15 protein-coding genes are annotated in these 14,970 nt (G+C 72.1%); 9 read left to right on the forward strand and 6 right to left on the reverse strand.

What is annotated here, in order from left to right:
- The 4 genes from ADX84_RS23430 to ADX84_RS23445 all read left to right on the forward strand — a co-directional run.
- On the forward strand, nucleotides 1-833 hold an 833-nt coding region (locus ADX84_RS23430), incomplete at its 5' end, for an alpha/beta hydrolase family protein (RefSeq protein WP_049579241.1).
- A gap of 120 nt (nucleotides 834-953) precedes the next feature.
- Entirely contained in the window at nucleotides 954-2,252 is a 1,299-nt protein-coding gene (gene mshA / locus ADX84_RS23435) for a D-inositol-3-phosphate glycosyltransferase (RefSeq protein WP_049579243.1), read from the forward strand.
- A 38-nt stretch (nucleotides 2,253-2,290) separates the two neighbouring features.
- A complete protein-coding gene (locus ADX84_RS23440) occupies nucleotides 2,291-2,797 on the forward strand; it encodes a YbjN domain-containing protein (protein ID WP_049579246.1) in 507 nt (168 codons plus the stop codon).
- 47 nt (nucleotides 2,798-2,844) lie between these two features.
- The gene (locus tag ADX84_RS23445) at nucleotides 2,845-3,591 is read left to right on the forward strand and encodes a phosphoglyceromutase (RefSeq protein WP_049579249.1); all 747 of its coding nucleotides are present in this window, start codon (nucleotides 2,845-2,847) and stop codon (nucleotides 3,589-3,591) included.
- Nucleotides 3,592-3,655: 64 nt separating this feature from the next.
- On the opposite strand, the gene ADX84_RS23450 is transcribed toward ADX84_RS23445, so the two are convergent.
- Both ADX84_RS23450 and ADX84_RS23455 read right to left on the reverse strand, forming a co-directional pair.
- On the reverse strand, nucleotides 3,656-4,018 hold the full coding sequence (locus tag ADX84_RS23450; RefSeq protein ID WP_049579251.1) for a DsrE family protein: 363 nt from the start codon (nucleotides 4,016-4,018) through the stop codon (nucleotides 3,656-3,658).
- Between the two features lie 13 nt (nucleotides 4,019-4,031).
- On the reverse strand, nucleotides 4,032-4,799 hold the full coding sequence (locus ADX84_RS23455; protein ID WP_049579265.1) for a hypothetical protein: 768 nt from the start codon (nucleotides 4,797-4,799) through the stop codon (nucleotides 4,032-4,034).
- Nucleotides 4,800-5,005: 206 nt separating this feature from the next.
- Between ADX84_RS23455 and ADX84_RS23460 the strand changes: the two genes are divergently transcribed.
- The 3 genes from ADX84_RS23460 to ADX84_RS23470 all read left to right on the forward strand — a co-directional run bounded on the left by ADX84_RS23460 (nucleotide 5,006) and on the right by ADX84_RS23470 (nucleotide 7,618).
- Nucleotides 5,006-5,551 (forward strand): FABP family protein, encoded by a 546-nt coding sequence (locus ADX84_RS23460; protein WP_017544179.1) that lies wholly within the window; start codon nucleotides 5,006-5,008, stop codon nucleotides 5,549-5,551.
- A gap of 335 nt (nucleotides 5,552-5,886) precedes the next feature.
- Nucleotides 5,887-6,906, forward strand: coding sequence for a folate-binding protein YgfZ (locus tag ADX84_RS23465; RefSeq protein ID WP_049579253.1), 1,020 nt, complete (start codon nucleotides 5,887-5,889; stop codon nucleotides 6,904-6,906).
- Between the two features lie 241 nt (nucleotides 6,907-7,147).
- A complete protein-coding gene (locus ADX84_RS23470; protein ID WP_049579268.1) occupies nucleotides 7,148-7,618 on the forward strand; it encodes a PPOX class F420-dependent oxidoreductase in 471 nt (156 codons plus the stop codon).
- Between the two features lie 472 nt (nucleotides 7,619-8,090).
- Here the strand turns inward: ADX84_RS23470 and ADX84_RS23475 are convergent, their stop codons facing one another.
- From ADX84_RS23475 to ADX84_RS23490, 4 genes are all read right to left on the reverse strand, one after another.
- Complete coding sequence (locus ADX84_RS23475) at nucleotides 8,091-9,005, reverse strand: NADP-dependent oxidoreductase (RefSeq protein WP_049579255.1); 915 nt, start codon at nucleotides 9,003-9,005, stop codon at nucleotides 8,091-8,093.
- A gap of 122 nt (nucleotides 9,006-9,127) precedes the next feature.
- Nucleotides 9,128-9,841 carry a type 1 glutamine amidotransferase gene (locus ADX84_RS23480; RefSeq protein WP_017544183.1) on the reverse strand — a complete coding sequence of 238 codons (714 nt, stop codon included), beginning with the start codon at nucleotides 9,839-9,841 and terminating at the stop codon, nucleotides 9,128-9,130.
- A gap of 13 nt (nucleotides 9,842-9,854) precedes the next feature.
- A complete protein-coding gene (locus tag ADX84_RS23485) occupies nucleotides 9,855-11,111 on the reverse strand; it encodes a Mur ligase family protein (protein ID WP_049579258.1) in 1,257 nt (418 codons plus the stop codon).
- A gap of 86 nt (nucleotides 11,112-11,197) precedes the next feature.
- On the reverse strand, nucleotides 11,198-13,429 hold the full coding sequence (locus ADX84_RS23490) for a hypothetical protein (RefSeq protein ID WP_049579260.1): 2,232 nt from the start codon (nucleotides 13,427-13,429) through the stop codon (nucleotides 11,198-11,200).
- A gap of 408 nt (nucleotides 13,430-13,837) precedes the next feature.
- On the opposite strand from ADX84_RS23490, the gene ADX84_RS23495 reads away from it, so the two are divergent.
- Entirely contained in the window at nucleotides 13,838-14,332 is a 495-nt protein-coding gene (locus tag ADX84_RS23495) for a hypothetical protein (protein WP_234004179.1), read from the forward strand.
- Nucleotides 14,333-14,358: 26 nt separating this feature from the next.
- Entirely contained in the window at nucleotides 14,359-14,904 is a 546-nt protein-coding gene (locus ADX84_RS23500) for a hypothetical protein (protein WP_156208165.1), read from the forward strand.
- The last annotated feature ends 66 nt before the right edge of the window (nucleotides 14,905-14,970 follow it).

Consider the following 14,970-nt stretch of genomic DNA (forward strand, 5'->3'; position numbering starts at 1 on the left):
TCGGAGGGGTCGGGCAGGGTGACGACCTCCCCGCGCCCATCCCCAACCCGGGGCAGGTCGCCGTCTGCCAGGAACCCGGGCGCGACCAGGTCGTCACCCTGCCCGACCCCTCCGACGAGGAGGGCCGCCCCCTGTGGATACGCCGTCCACCCGGGCCCGACAGCACCGACCTGCCCGTCCTGTATCTGCTGCACGGCTCGGCCTCCACCCACCGGACCCTCATGGAAGCGGACCTGGGCACCCACCTGGACCGGCAGATGTGCCGCTCGGGGGTCGAGTTCGTCGTCGCGGCCCCCTACGGGCAGGAGGGCGGGGGCTCCACCACCGAATGGGGGGACGCCCACGACGGCCGCTTCTCGCTGGAGAGCTTCGTCACCCGGGACACCGTCGACGCGGTCGAGGGCGAGCACCCGCGTCCCCGGTCTCTGCGGGCGATCGGCGGCTTCTCCATGGGCGGCTACGGCGCCGCCGCCCTGGCTCTGCGCCACCCCGACCTCTACACCCAGGTGGTCGGCTGGGCCGGGTACTACCGCGTGGACGATCCGCACGGAACCTTCGGCGGGGACACCGCGGCGCACTCCCCCGACCTCCTCCTGGGATCGGAGGACGTGCACGACCTCAGGTTCATGCTGGTGGAGGGCCGATCGGACCACACCCCGCTCCAGGAGGGGAGCATCCAGGGGGAGGCCGAACGCTTCTCGGAACTGCTCGCCGATCACGGTATGACGGTCGACACCCTCAGGCCCCGGGGCGGCCACGACCTGGAGACCTGGCGGAGCACCTTCCCCGAGGCAGTGGACTTCCTGGTGTCCGGGTGGGCGGGTACACGGTGATCCGGGCCGGGTCAACCCCGGCCCCCTCGGACGTTCCGGTGGGGAACAGTGTGTACCTTCGTCGCTGTTGACGACTACGGCTCGCACACTCGTTGCTGACACGACTCGGAGGAACCACCGGTGTCCGGACCCCTGCCGCTGGGACAACAGACGGCGGTTCCCTCAAGGATCGCGACCGTCAGTCTGCACACCTCCCCGCTCGACCAGCCCGGCACCGGCGACGCCGGAGGGCTCAACGTGTACGTGGTCGAGGTGGCCCGGCGGATGGCCGAACGCAACGTGGCCGTGGACGTGTTCACCCGCGCGACCAGCGCCGACCTCCCCCCGGTCGTCGAGCTGGCGCCGGGTGTGAACGTGCGGCACGTACCCGCCGGACCCTACGGCCGCCTCGACAAGAACACCCTCGCCGACCACCTGTGTCCGTTCGTGTTCGGGATGCTGCGCGCCGAGGCCCAGGCCGACCCGGGCCACTACGACCTCGTCCACGGCCACTACTGGCTCTCCGGCAGGGCCGGGGTGATGGCCGCCCGCCGTTGGGGCGTGCCCATGGTGCAGTCCATGCACACCATGGCCCGGGTGAAGAACGCCGCGCTGGCCGAGGGCGACTCCCCCGAACCGGAGGCGAGGGTGCGCGGCGAGGACCAGCTGGTGCGCCAGGCGGACCGGCTCATCGCCAACACCGACGACGAGGCGCGCCAGCTCACCGGCTTCTACGGTGCCCGGAACGAGCAGATCAACACGATCCCGCCCGGGGTCGACCTGGAGACCTTCACCCCCGGCTCACGCACGGAGGCCCTGGAGCGGGTCGGGCTGCCCCGGGACGCCGAACTCCTGCTGTTCGTGGGCCGTGTCCAGCGGCTCAAGGCCCCCGACGTGCTCATCCGCGCCGCCGCCGACCTGCTCGAACGCGACCCGTCCCTGCGCTCCCGCCTGGTGGTCGGGGTCGTCGGGGGACTCTCCGGGGGCGGCCGACACGAACCACGGCTGCTCACCGACCTCGCGCGATCGCTGGGCGTCGCCGACGTGGTCCGGATGGAACCCCCCCAGGACCGCGCGCGCCTGGCCGACTACTACCGGGCCGCGACCGTGACCGTCGTCCCCTCCTACTCCGAGTCCTTCGGTCTGGTGGCCGTGGAGTCGCAGGCCTGCGGCACCCCCGTTCTGGCCGCACGGGTCGGCGGCCTGACCACGGCGGTCTCCGAGGGCGTCTCCGGGATCCTCGTGGACGGGCACGACCCCCGGCACTACGCCGCCGAGCTGCACCGGATGATCACCGAACCGGCCTGGCGTGCCAAGCTGGCCGGGGCGGGTCCACGCCACGCCGCCACCCTGGGGTGGTCGCGGACGGTGGACGAACTCCTGGACGTGTACCGGGACACCCTCAACCCGCGCGGGCTCCGGCTCGCCGCGGCCCGTTGACCGCGGGGGGTCGCACCGAAGTGACGAGAGGCGAGGACGTGGCAGCGGAAACAGAGCGCGAGAGCGCCATCAGGGCGATCGACGAAGCCGTCACCGAGGCCGGTCTCGAGGTCGAACGCCCGCGTGAGGGGTCGTTCCTGGTGACGATCCCCGGCACGGCCAAGCTCAGGACCATGGTGTGGCTGGAGGCCGGACCGCACAGCCTCACCCTCACCTCGTTCTTCTGCCGCCAGCCCGACGAGAACCACGCCGGGTTCTACCAGTGGCTGACCCGGCGCAGCTCCGACATGTACGGGATGGCGTTCGTCTCCGACGACGTCGGCGACGTGTACGTGCGGGGACGCCTTCCGCTGGGCGGCGTGACCCCCGCCGAGGTGGACCGGCTTCTGGGCTGCGTGCTCACCTACTCCGACGAGAACTTCAACACCGCGCTGGAGCTGGGCTTCGCCACGGCGATCCGCAAGGAGTGGAAGTGGCGGACCGCCCGCGGCCACGACACCCGCAACCTGAGCGCCTTCGCGCACCTGGCCGAACCCGAACAGTAGGCCCCGCCGTGGGCGGTCACCCGCGCGGCATCGCTAGGCTGGCTCCCATGGGAACTCTGGTACTGCTTCGACACGGCGAGAGTGTCTGGAACGCGAAGGGCCTGTTCACCGGCTGGGTGGACGTGGACCTCTCCGCGCAGGGCGAGGAGGAGGCCCGCCGCGGCGGCGAACTCCTCAAGGCCGCCGGGGTGACCCCGGACATCCTGCACACCTCTCTGCTCAAGCGCGCGATCCGCACCGCGAACCTCGCGCTGGAGACCGCCGACCTGCACTGGCTGCCGGTCCAGCGGTCCTGGCGCCTCAACGAGCGCCACTACGGCGCCCTCCAGGGCAAGGACAAGGCGCAGACCCGCGAGGAGTACGGCGACGACCAGTTCATGGTCTGGCGCCGCTCCTACGACACGCCCCCGCCGCCCATCGCCGACGACGACCCCTACTCGCAGGCCGGGGACGCGCGTTACGGCCTGCTCCCGTCGGAGCTGCTGCCGCGCACCGAGTGCCTGAAGGACGTCCTGGACCGCGCCCTGCCGTACTGGTACGACAACATCGTCCCGGACCTGGCCGCCGGCAGGACCGTCCTGGTCACCGCGCACGGCAACTCGCTGCGCGCGCTGGTCAAGCACCTCGACGGGATCAGCGACGCCGACATCGCGGGGCTGAACATCCCCACCGGCATCCCGCTGGTGTACGAGCTGGACGACCAGTTCCAGCCCACCAACCCGGGCGGCACCTACCTCGACCCGGAGGCCGCGAAGTCGGCCATCGAGGCCGTGGCCAACCAGGGCAAGAAGTAGTCCGAACCCCGATCTCCCGTGCCCGCGCCGCCACCAGGCGGTGCGGGCACCGTCGTGTCGGGGGTCAGTAGACCAGGGCCTGGGCGCCGTCCCGGAGGCTCTCCTCCACGAAGGTGGCCGCTCCCGCGATGCGCACGCCCTCGAGCAGGTCGTCCTGGGTGAGCTCCCTGCGGGCCGCGCACTGCGTGCAGACCGTGACGCCGCCCGCGGCGAGCACCGCCGCCAGCAGGTCCTGGAGCGGGGCGGCGTGGGGGAGGTCGAACTTCTCGGCTCGGCCGGGCACCGCGAACCACGCGGCCTCGCCGGTCAGCCAGAGCGACACGTCCACGCCGCTGGCGACCGCCGTGGCCGCGACGGTGAAGGCCTGGTTGCAGCGCTCCGGGGAGTCCTCACCGGCGGTGACCTTGATCACCAGGGAACGAGTCATGCGGTCAGCCTACTCAGAACGCGGCGGCGGTGACGACCGTGCCGGCGATCGCGCAGAGGGCGAAGGCGGTCAGGAGCAGGACGGCCTCACGGCGGCGGGGCGAGACGCGGGCAGGGCCCTCCTCCACGCCGTGCTCGACGGTGAGCGGGGCGCCCTCGGAGGCGATCAGCACCACGCGGCCGTCGCGCACGTCGACCTCGCCGCTGACACGCACGCGCGCCCCCTGGCGGATGATCCACTCGCGGTACTCGAACTCGATCGTCTCGCCCCGGAAGACGCCGGAGATACGGCCGCGCACGCGCGGCAGCAGGTCGTCGGCGGCGGCGGCGACCCCGGGCTGGGGGCGGCCGACCAGGCGCTTGAGGCACAGCTCGGGGTCACGCGGCTCCGCACCGGCGGGGTCGACGTAGACGCGCTCGGCCGCACCGGTGCGTCCCTCGGCGACCAGCCCGAACAGCTCGTCGGAGCCGTAGTCGGCGATCGAGTCGCAGGCCCGCTCGGTGACCGCGCCCTCGGCCCGGTCGCGGACCAGCGGCCGGTAGTGGCGCAGCACCTCGTGGCCGTGCCACACGCACTCCGAACCCGCCAGCCCGGACTCGATGAGACCGGAGGGCCCGGCGGCGGCGACACCGGTGAGCGTCACCCGCTGGCCCTTGCGGGGCACCAGGGCGCCGGGCAGGAGCTGGGCCAGCCCGCGCTGTCGCAGCCAGCGGCGCAGGGCGACGACGGTCAACGGCAGGAGGACCACCGCGACGGCGAGCAGCGCCACACCGATCACCATGAACACAGGCAGCCCCTTAGTAAGCGCGTCGGAGGTCAAGGACGACTGCGGGCGCCGAGCCCCAAGGACACACCGCGTCTGCTGACAATCTTTACCAGTTCTCCAGGAAAGCGGGGCCAATTGGGCATGTCCAGTCCAAGGCTCCTCGACGGCACGGAACGCACCCCTGCCGGGTGTTCGCCGAACATGCCCTAGGCTCGGTGGCTATGGATGCTGAGGTACACCCCGATCTGGAGAAACTGTCGTTCCTGTTCGGGCGCTGGGAGGGCGTCGGCGTGGCCGGTTACGCCGACGAGGAGGAGCTCCAGTTCGGACAGGAGGTCGAGTTCACCGTCAGGGACGGTGCCCCGTACCTGGACTACCGGAGCCGGGCCTGGCGCATGAAGGCCGACGGGACGCTCGGAGAGCTCATCACCGAGGAGTCCGGTTACTGGCGCGCGCTGTCCGAGGAGGACACCGCCCGGTACGCCAAGGACGACGAGAAGAACATCATCCACCTGGAAGTGCTGGTCGCCCACAACGAGGGCTTCATCGAGTCCTACCTGGGCAACGTGTTCGCGAACCGGGTGGAGATGGCCACCAACGCGGTGGTGCACACCATCACGGGACTTGAGGTCCAGGCTTCGCACCGTCTCTACGGGCTGTTCGGCGAGGACCGGGACACCCTGGGCTACGCCTGGGACCTGGCCGCGCGCGGGCACGACCTGCGCTCGTACATGTCGGCGCAGCTCAAGAAGGCCGGAAGCAAGTAGCAGTGGCCGCGCTCCGACCGTGGTCGGAGGAGGGCATGGGCGAACCCCGGGCTCTGTCCCGCAGGTGCGGGGCCGGTCGGACCAGATCCGGCAGCCCGGGGTTCGGGTGTCCGTCAGGTATTCGCACGAACGACGTCGAGCGAATGCTCGGCGTCGCCCTAGCGGACGGCCACCTCGCCAGTCCTTGAGTGAATCATTTCTCGGACCACCTCCTTTCCTGCGTGCTCCGAAGGTACGTCCCGTGGCCGGGGTGGGGCAAGTGATTTTCGGAGCTCCGTATTCCCTGTTCAGAGCGGTGCTCCGGGGTGTTTGGCGGGCCGGATAACCTCGGTTCCATGACTTCGCCGTTGCTGACCACACCGGGTGCCGTGAGCGCCGACAGCCCCGACTCCGACGTCGCCGCGCACTACGGCGACCCCTCCCACGAGGCGCGCGCGATGGAACGCTCCAGCGCCTGGGTGGACCGGAGCAACCGTGGCGTGGTGCGCGTGACCGGACCAGACCGCCTGAGCTGGCTCAACGACATCACCAGCCAGCTGACCCGCGACCTGGCCCCCGGGGTCGCCACCGAGTCGCTGGTCCTGGACACCCGGGGCCACCTGCGACACCACCTGTCCCTGGTGGACGACGGTGAGACGACCTGGATCCACACCGAACCCGGTGGCGGACCCGCGTTGGCGGAGTTCCTGGACTCGATGGTGTTCATGCTGCGGGTGGAGGTCGAGGACCGGTCCGACACGCTCTCCGTGCTGACCGTGCTGGGCCCGGAACGCTCCCGCGTGGCGACCGTGGCCGAGGGCCTGGTCCAGCGGGACGCAGAGGACCAGATCGACCTGTTCGTGCCCTCGGGCGACCTCGTGGCCGTCACCGAGAAGCTCACCGCCGCCGGAGCCCGCCCGGCGGGCATGTGGCCCTACGAGGCCCACCGGATCGCCGCGCACCGCGCCCGCCCGGGGTTGGACTCGGACGAGCGGTCCATCCCGCACGAGATGGACTGGATCGGCTCCGCCGTTCACCTGGAGAAGGGCTGCTACCCCGGCCAGGAGACGGTGGCGCGGGTGCACAACCTGGGCCGCCCGCCGCGCCGCCTGGTGATGCTGCACCTGGACGGTACCGTAGAGCGGCTGCCGAAGCTGGGGAGTGACATCGAGCTGGCCGGGCGCAAGGTGGGCCGGGTCGGGACGTCGTCCCGTCACCACGAACTGGGCCCGATCGCCCTCGGCCTGGTCAAGCGCACCGTCCCGGTCGACGCCGACGTGGTCGTGGACGGGATCGCCGCGGGCCAGGAGGTCGTCGTGGACCCGGACACGGGCGCCAACGCGAACCTCGACGACTTCCGCCGCAAGCCCAGGTAGCCGTCACCGGTCGGGTCGGGGCGCGGCCCCGTCCGGTCGCCCCGGTCCTGCGGACCGGACGCGACGATGCGGGCGACGCAGGGGCGGCGACGGGTGCGAGACGACAGCCTCCCGGCCACACACGGCTCCCACCGGACGGATGTCCTCTGGCGGAGGCCGCCTGGCCGCGTCGCGTTGACAGGGACTCCCCTGGCGGGTGTGAACTGTGGTGAACCACTGGACGCTGCTGAAGGGGAACTCCGTGAGCCCGAATATCGCCACCAACACCGCCGTCGACCGGGAGGCGCTGATCGAGTTCGTCACACCCCGGCACAGGGCGCTGCTGATCACCCAGCGCAGGGACGGCTCCCCGCAGGCCTCCCCGGTCACCTGCGGAGTGGACGGCCAGGGACGGATCGTGGTGTCGACCTACCCCGAGCGCGCCAAGGCACGTAACGCGGCGCGCGAGGGGCGGGTGAGCGTGGTCGTGCTCTCCGACGACTTCGAGGGCCCCTGGGTGCAGGTCGACGGGACCGCCGAGGTGCTCAGCGGGGAGGAGGCGGTCGAACCGCTGGTGGAGTACTTCCGGGTGATCTCCGGGGAGCACCCCGACTGGGAGGAGTACCGCCAGGCGATGCGCGGCCAGGGCAAGGCACTGGTGCGCGTCACTCCGCGGCGGTGGGGGCCGGTGGCCACCGGAGGGTTCCCGGCGGGCAGGGCTCCGCAGGCCTGAGCCGGAGGCCACTCCCGGCTGTTGGAGGCCGCCCGGACACCCGGCGGGGCCCGGTGGCGGTGCCAGGACACGGCCACGGGCACGGTGGACATGTGCGCCTGCTGGAGGTGCTCGGCCGGGACGTGGGCGTCGCCCGACTCATCGGCGGACTGCTCGTCCCGGTCACCCTGAGGACGACACGGCGTCCTCGGTGACGCCTCCGAGTGGATCCTGTCCCACCTGGGGTGGCTCCCCAACCCGGGTGTGACCACCCTTCTCGCCCTTCTCACCCACACCCCGGAGCGCCCCGAGCACCCGGACGCCTGGGCGCCCGGACGCCCCGACCACGGTCGGGAAAGGTGTGACCCGACGACGGACGCGACGTGCGCCCCGGCGACGCTCACCGCAGAGCCCGGCACCGATCACGCGGGCCTCGATGCCTCCCACGGTGCCGTCGCCCGCGTCGCCGGGGCGCCCTCGCGAACTCGGGGCGTCAGACCGTGAGGACGATCTTGCCCCGCGTGCGACCGGTCTGGTTCAGGCGCCAGGCCTCGGCCGCCTCCGCCAACGGGAACTCCCTGTCGATGTGCACGCTCAGCACGCCCCGGTCCGCCAGACCGGAGAGTTCGACCAGGTCATCGTGGTCGGGCCGGACCCACACGTACTGCCCACCGGTCGCGAGGACCTCGTGGTCGGCGATCGAGACCACCCTCTCCGGGTTCTCGGTGACCGGAAGCGCGGCCACCCCGCCGCCGACGAAGTCGAGGACCGCGTCCACGCCCTCGGGGGCCAGTGCCCGAACCCGCTCGGTGAGACCGTCGCCGTAGGTGACCGGCTCGGCGCCCAGCGCTCGGAGGTGGTCGTGGTTGCGCTCGCTCGCCGTACCGATGACCCTCGCGCCCAGCGCGACCGCGATCTGCACGGCGAACGCGCCCACGCCGCCCGCGGCGGCGTGCACCAGCACCGTGTCACCGGAACCCGCCGAGACGCGCTTGAGGGACTGCAGGGCCGTGAGGCCCGCGAGGGGCACCCCCGCCGCCTCCTGCCAACTCAGCGTGGCGGGCTTGGGCGCGATCAGTCGCACGCTCGCGGAGACCAGCTCGGCGTAGGTGCCGTTCTTGGCCCAGTCCTTGCGGACGTACCCGTAGACCTCGTCGCCGACCGCGTACTCCCCCGCGTCGAACCCGACGGCCTCGACGACACCGGCCACGTCCCACCCCGGGATGAGCGGGAAGCCCGCCTCCATCACGGGATCCAGACCACCGGTGGCGAGCTTCCAGTCCACGGGGTTCACCCCGGCCGCGCGCACGCGGATCAGGACCTCCCCCGGGGCCACCTTGGGATCGGGCAGATCCACCAGGGCGAGGTCGTCGGCGGAACCGTACTGCTGTAGTGCTATTGCCTTCATGTCGGGTGACAAGGCGGTGACCTTGCGATTCATTCCTTACACAAGCGACCGGGCCCGGTGGGAAGTCCCACCGGGCCCGGTCGTTTCGCACCGGTACGCCGGTGCCGCGGTGCGCGAGGCGCCTAGCGCAGGGCGGCGGCCAGACGCTCGTCGTGCAGGCGCTCGCCCCAGGCCGGGGGAAGCGGGTTCAGCTGACCCACGCGCCAGCGCAGCAGCAGGTCGGCCAGCTGCGGGTTGCGCGGCAGGGCCGGGCCGTGCAGGTAGGTGCCCAGGATCTGGCCCTGGTAGGCACCCTCGGTGCGGTCGTCGTTGCCGATGCCCTTCACCGTGGTGGAAAGCGGACGGGCCTGCGGGCCGATCGCGGTGCGCCCCTGGTGGTTCTCGAAACCGGTGATCCGGCCGACTCCCAGGGCAGGCTCGACGTCCGCGACGATCTCGCCCACCGCGCGGGTCTGGCCGCGGGTGCTGCGGATGTCGAGGATGCCCACGCCCGGAAGCGGGTTGGCCTCGTCGTCGCCGTAGCTCTCACCGATGATCTGGTAGCCCGCGCAGACCGCGAACACGCACGCGCCGCGCGCGGCGGCCCGGGCCAGGCCTCCGTCGGCGCGGAGCCGGTCGGCGGCCAGGATCTGCGGCCGGTCCTCGCCGCCGCCGAGCAGGTAGATGTCTCCCTGCTCGGGCACCGAGTCGCTGGAGTGGACGTGCACGATCTCGGTGGGGATGCCGCGCAGTTCCGCGCGGCGCTTGAGGATGAGGACGTTGCCCTGGTCCCCGTAGGTGCTGAGCAGGTCGGGGTAGATCCACACGATCCGCAGGGCGCTGCTGGTGTTCGACATGGGTGTGTGTCTCCTACTGGACGCGGCCGTACGCCGTGCGGATCTGCTGGAAGGCTGTGTAGTTGGCGATGACGTCGACCTTGGTGATGTCGGGGCGCTCGGCCTTGAGCTTGGCCAGCACCTCGTCCACGCGGTCGGCGACCTCGAAGGGCACCTCGTCGGTCTCCAGGCGCAGCGCGAGGTCGGTGCGGCGCTCGCCCATGACGAACACCCTCCGGTCGCGCAGCACCGTGTAGTCCACGTCCCAGAGCCAGGAGGTGTCCTTGCCGTCGGGGATCTGGGCGTTCACCGCGAGGATCACGGGGACGCGGGGCGGGTCCAGGACCGCGAAGGACTCCAGCCAGCCGGCCGGGTTCTTGGAGAGCAAGAGGCGGACCTCGACGCCCATGGTGACCACCGAGGTGTAGCGCCCGGCCACCGAGGTGACCTCGCGCAGCCGCTCGATGGTGCGCTCGGGGTGCATGCCGTAACCGGCGGCCGTGGCGGCGGCGATCGCGGCGTTGGCCCGGTTCGCGTCGCCGGGCAGGTTCATCCGGAGCTTGATCTGCTGACCGTCGGGGGCGACCAGCACGTCGTTGTCGTTGTCCACTGCCCACGTGGCGCTGGGACGGGCCAGGCCGCACTCGGGGCACTCCCAGTGCGGGTCGGTCTCGCGCTTGAGGTGGCCGCCGCACTCGGGGCAGCACCAGGAGTCCTCCTTCCAGCGCTGACCGGCCGACACCCAGGTGGCGTTGGGGGCGCCGAGCCCCGCCCAGGCCACCAACGGGTCGTCGGCGTTGGCGATGACGTGGGTGTCGGTCTGCGCGAGGGCGGTCCGCCACTTCTTCGCGAGCAGGTTGATCTCCGAGGCGCGGTCCATCTGGTCGCGGCTCAGGTTCATCAGGACCACGAAGGAGGGGTTGGTGGCCTTGAGCACCTGCGGGAGGTACTTCTCGTCCACCTCCAGCACACCGTTGACCGCCGACTTGTTGTCGGACAGGGCGGTGATGTGCCCGGTGGGCATGTTCGCGCCGTGCTCGTTGGTCGCCACGTCACCGAACTCGCGCAGGGCCTGCGCGATGAGCCGGGTGGTGGTCGTCTTGCCGTTGGTGGCACTGATCAGGGCCAGGCGACGGCCCTGGGCGAGTTTGGCGAGCAGGTCGGGTTCGACCTTGAGGGCGACGCGCCCACCGATGACGGAGCCGTCTCCGCGTCCGGTGGCCCTGGACAGGCTCGCTGCGCTCCTGCCAAGTACCGAGGCCAGTTGGGCGCGCAAGGGAAGCTCGCTCATCAAATCTCCACGATCGGTAGATCACCCGCACGAACGCGCTTCGGCGGCGGGCGATGTGTCGGGCCAAGCTTATTGTCCACCGAACCTCAGACCCGCCAGTCCAGACGCTCGGGCGGCGGCCCGAGGTTGGGCGGGACCTTCTCGGGGTCGGTGCGGCCCACGGTTCCGAGCGCCTCGGCGGCGTTGGGACCGTCGTCACCCCTGGTCGCCCCGGGGGTGTCGTCCCGAACCATGCGGTCCGGTGCGGCGGTGCCCTCCGGTGTCGCGGTGCCCCCGGACGGTTCGGAACGGCCCGTGTGCGCCCTTCGGAGCCCGCCGTTCCCTGTGCCGCCCCGGGACGCCGGTGCTCTGGTGGTGGCTCCGGTGCCACCACTCGACCCAACGTTCCCGCTGGTACCGGTGTTCCGGGTGTCGTCCACCGTAGCCAGGGTGGCCGTGGACAGGGTGAGGATACCCGGGTTGGTGTCGGCGAGGATCGGCCCGCCCGGGGTCAGGACGAGGGCTGCGGTGGACGGCAGCCCTCGAAGGGCTCGCGCGTCCAGGCCGAGGGAGCGCGCACCCGGCCCCTGCTCCTCGTCTGTGGGTGCCGGGGTGTCGATCTCGGCGGCCTGGCTGGTGACCCGGCCCCACGCCGTGGTCGATCTCACATGGCGGACCAGGTCGAGGGGGACGATCGAAGCGGCGGCGTTGCGGATCAGCGCACCGGACTCGGTGTGCGGTGAGGGGAACAGGAGATCGTCGTCCTCCTCGTCGTCCTCGGACGGTTCGAGCACCGTGCCGCCCACCGCCGCACCGATCACCTCGGTGAGCCGGTGCACCTCCAGGTCGCGCGGGTCGGCCGCGACGGAGACCGCCGCCTCCACCGCTCTCGCGACCTCCTCGGCGTCGTCGTCCAGGCCCATCACCACCGGCAGGCAGGCCGGGTCGGAGAAACGTTCGAGAGCCGCGGGGACGGCGGTGCGGAACAGCAGGACCACCTCCACGTCCCCCTCGGACGCCGCCGCCAGGACCTGTTCCACCTCCTCCTTGGGGAGGGTCTCCGCGCCGCAGACCACCACGCTGCGCGTCCGCCGCGACCGGGCACCGGGACGCCGTCCGCCGGTGGCGGGTTCGGGGGCGCGGGCCTCCAGCAGTTCACTGAGCGCGGCCACGGCGTAGGTCCCGTAGACCCTGGCCGCGCCCTCGCCCGAGGCCCGGTCCGTGGAGATGATCTTGACCTGGGCGTAGGCTCCGTCGTCGGCCCGGGTGCCCACGGCCTCGAAGGGGCTGAGCCGATTCTCCAGCGTCCACGCCCGTTCGCGTATCCCGGGGTCGTCCGCGCACCGCTCCCGCACCCGAGCGCGCTCCGCCTCCGTGAGCAGGGCCAGGGCGGGGTCGTCCTCGGCCGTGTCGTCCTCGGGGGTGACCAGGGCGCGCAGTCCGCCGATGAGTCGGGCGACGCCCACGCCCGGGCCGAGCACCTCCAGCAGGCGCAGCAGCAGGGTCTCGTCGGCGTCCGCGTCCTCCAACCTCCCGGAGGCCGCGGCCGCAGCCGAGAGGATGCGGGCCCGCTGTCCGGCGTCCAGGTTGGTGCCCAGGGTCATCCGTGGCAGGTCGGCCGGGAGCACCCAGCGGCGGGGCCCCACGGCGCAGCGCCGGGCCAGCCGGACCAGCTCGCTGGTGACGGAGCGCCCGGTGAGGTCCACGACGGTGAGGTCGCCGCCCTCGCGGAGCCGGGAGATCCCGATCGTGGTGAGCAGCGCGGACCAGCCCGCCTCCCGGCCGCCGACCACGAGCACCGACGAGACCCCCGCGGGCACCATCACGCCGTACCAGCGGGGCTGGGCCTCGAAGGCGCGCGCGGCGGCCTGCCACTCGGTGTACCGGCGCGCGTGTTCGCGCTGCTGCTCGTGCAGGGCCCGCTCCCGTTCGGCCCGTTCCTCGGCCAGACGCGCCTCGGCGCGTTCGAGCCGGGTGGCCATCACCTGCCTGCTCTGGAGCAGCGCGAAGACCACCGGCGCCGCGATCGCCGCGCAGGCGCACACGCCGCCCAGGGCCAGGCTCCCGGGGAGGATCCTCAGGGTCCACAGCAGTGGGCAGAGCAGGGCGAACAACCCCAGCCCACCCAGGGCGAAGTAGAGCGGCCGGTTGGTCTGGGCCTCACTGTCGAGCTGTCCGGCGACCCACTCCCGGCTCAGCGTCCGGGCGTCCGAGGGCGCGGGACGGCGAGGGGCCGGTCCCGGCGGCGGCAGCACGACTCTGTGCCGCCAACCGAGGTAGGTGCGTCCCGCCTCGCCTCGCGTGCTGGCCGCGGCCGCTGACGACCGTGCTGTGGGCACCGTCCGAACACCTCCTGACCGGCGGGGGGAGTACCACCGGAATACCTTCACGCGGGGTCCGGCCAGGGGGTCGGAGGTCGGGGCTGGGGGCCCGCGCCCGGCGTGCTTGCCACGGGCCGCGTCCCGCCGGGGAGCGGGCGCCGGGGGCGTCCGGACCCTCCGCAGGACACGAACCGTGATCTTCAGTCAAGCAGGGCCGTCCACCGCTTTCCAGCCCCCGTCCCGGGCCTGGGGAAAACCCGCCATCCGAAGGTCCGGACCCGCCTTGGGCGCGGGTCCGATGTTTCCGAGCCCTCGGCGGGGCATGGAACAAGGGACAGAGGAACCAGAGATCGAGTCCGTTCCAAAGGAGTGACCCCCATCCCGGAACAGATCCTCCTCGCAGCTCCGTCCTCCCTCGTGTTCCCCTTGGCCGCGGCCCTGATCCTCGCCGCCCTCGTCACCTGCCTGTTCATGGCTTTCAGATGGAACCGGCGGTACCGCGGACCGACCGGAGGGGCGTCGGCCGCCGAGGCCCCCACCCGTGAGGAGCGCGGTCGGGTCGCCCCGTACCTGCGCTCCGGCGAGACCGCCCCCGGCCCCGAACTGAGCCAGCTGACGGTGGCCTCCGCACGGGAGCTCCTGCGGGTGTGGGAGAACCCGTGGGCCGCGTACGGATTTCTCCTGTACCTGGCGTGGATGGCTCTGAGTCTGGGACGAACGGTGTGGAGCGGCGCCGCGTCCCCGGGCGTCCTGGCCGCCTTCCTGCCCGTGCTGGCGCTCCTGGCCCTGGTCTTCGTGCTGAGACGGCGCCGGGTCCTGTGCCGCTCCCGACAGGCGATCGAAGCCAACGCGGACCTGGCCGCGTGGGCCCCGACCCCGGAGCCCGCGACCGGCTGGGACCAGCTCCGCAGGCCCTACTGACCCCAGGCACGAGGAGGCGATTGGACGTGCCGGAACTGATGGTGCGGGTGGGACTGCTGGTCCTCGCCCTGGTCTTCCTGTCAGCGTTCCTGTTCACCCTGGTCCGCTCACGCCGATGGCGACGCGAACACGGCGAGGCGGCGGAGCCGCCGCTCGTCGACCCCGAGCTGACTCGGTTCGGAACGCCCTTCTCCCCGACCCGGACCAGAGCGGCCCGGTTGGTGCGGGAGGGACGCGCCGCCGACGATCCCGCCACGGCGCACGTGGTCGTCCTGCTCGCGGAGCGGGAACTCGGGACGACCGAGAACCCGTGGCGGTCACGCGGCGGGGTCCTGCTCCTCCTGGCTCAGCTCCAGCTGGTCCTCTCCCAACTCCTCACCCTGGGAGTCGGACCGCCCGTCATCCTCGTGACCCTGGCGCTGCTCGCGGGGTTCACCGTGGGCTTGGGTGCGCTGGGCGCACGGGGCGCCCTGAGACGGCGGGAGCGAACCGAACACGCGCTGAAGGTCAACCAGGCCCTGGCCGCCGAGCTCGACGGGACCCCGAGGCCCCGAGAAAAGGGGCCGACATAATGGGTGCGAGCGCGCGCTCGGGAAACCCCCCGGGGCGCGGTCGCCTGGGCCTCCCTCCCCCATCCC

Origin of the sequence: Nocardiopsis sp. SBT366 (assembly GCF_001083815.1) — a bacterium.
Classification (GTDB): domain Bacteria; phylum Actinomycetota; class Actinomycetes; order Streptosporangiales; family Streptosporangiaceae; genus Nocardiopsis; species Nocardiopsis prasina.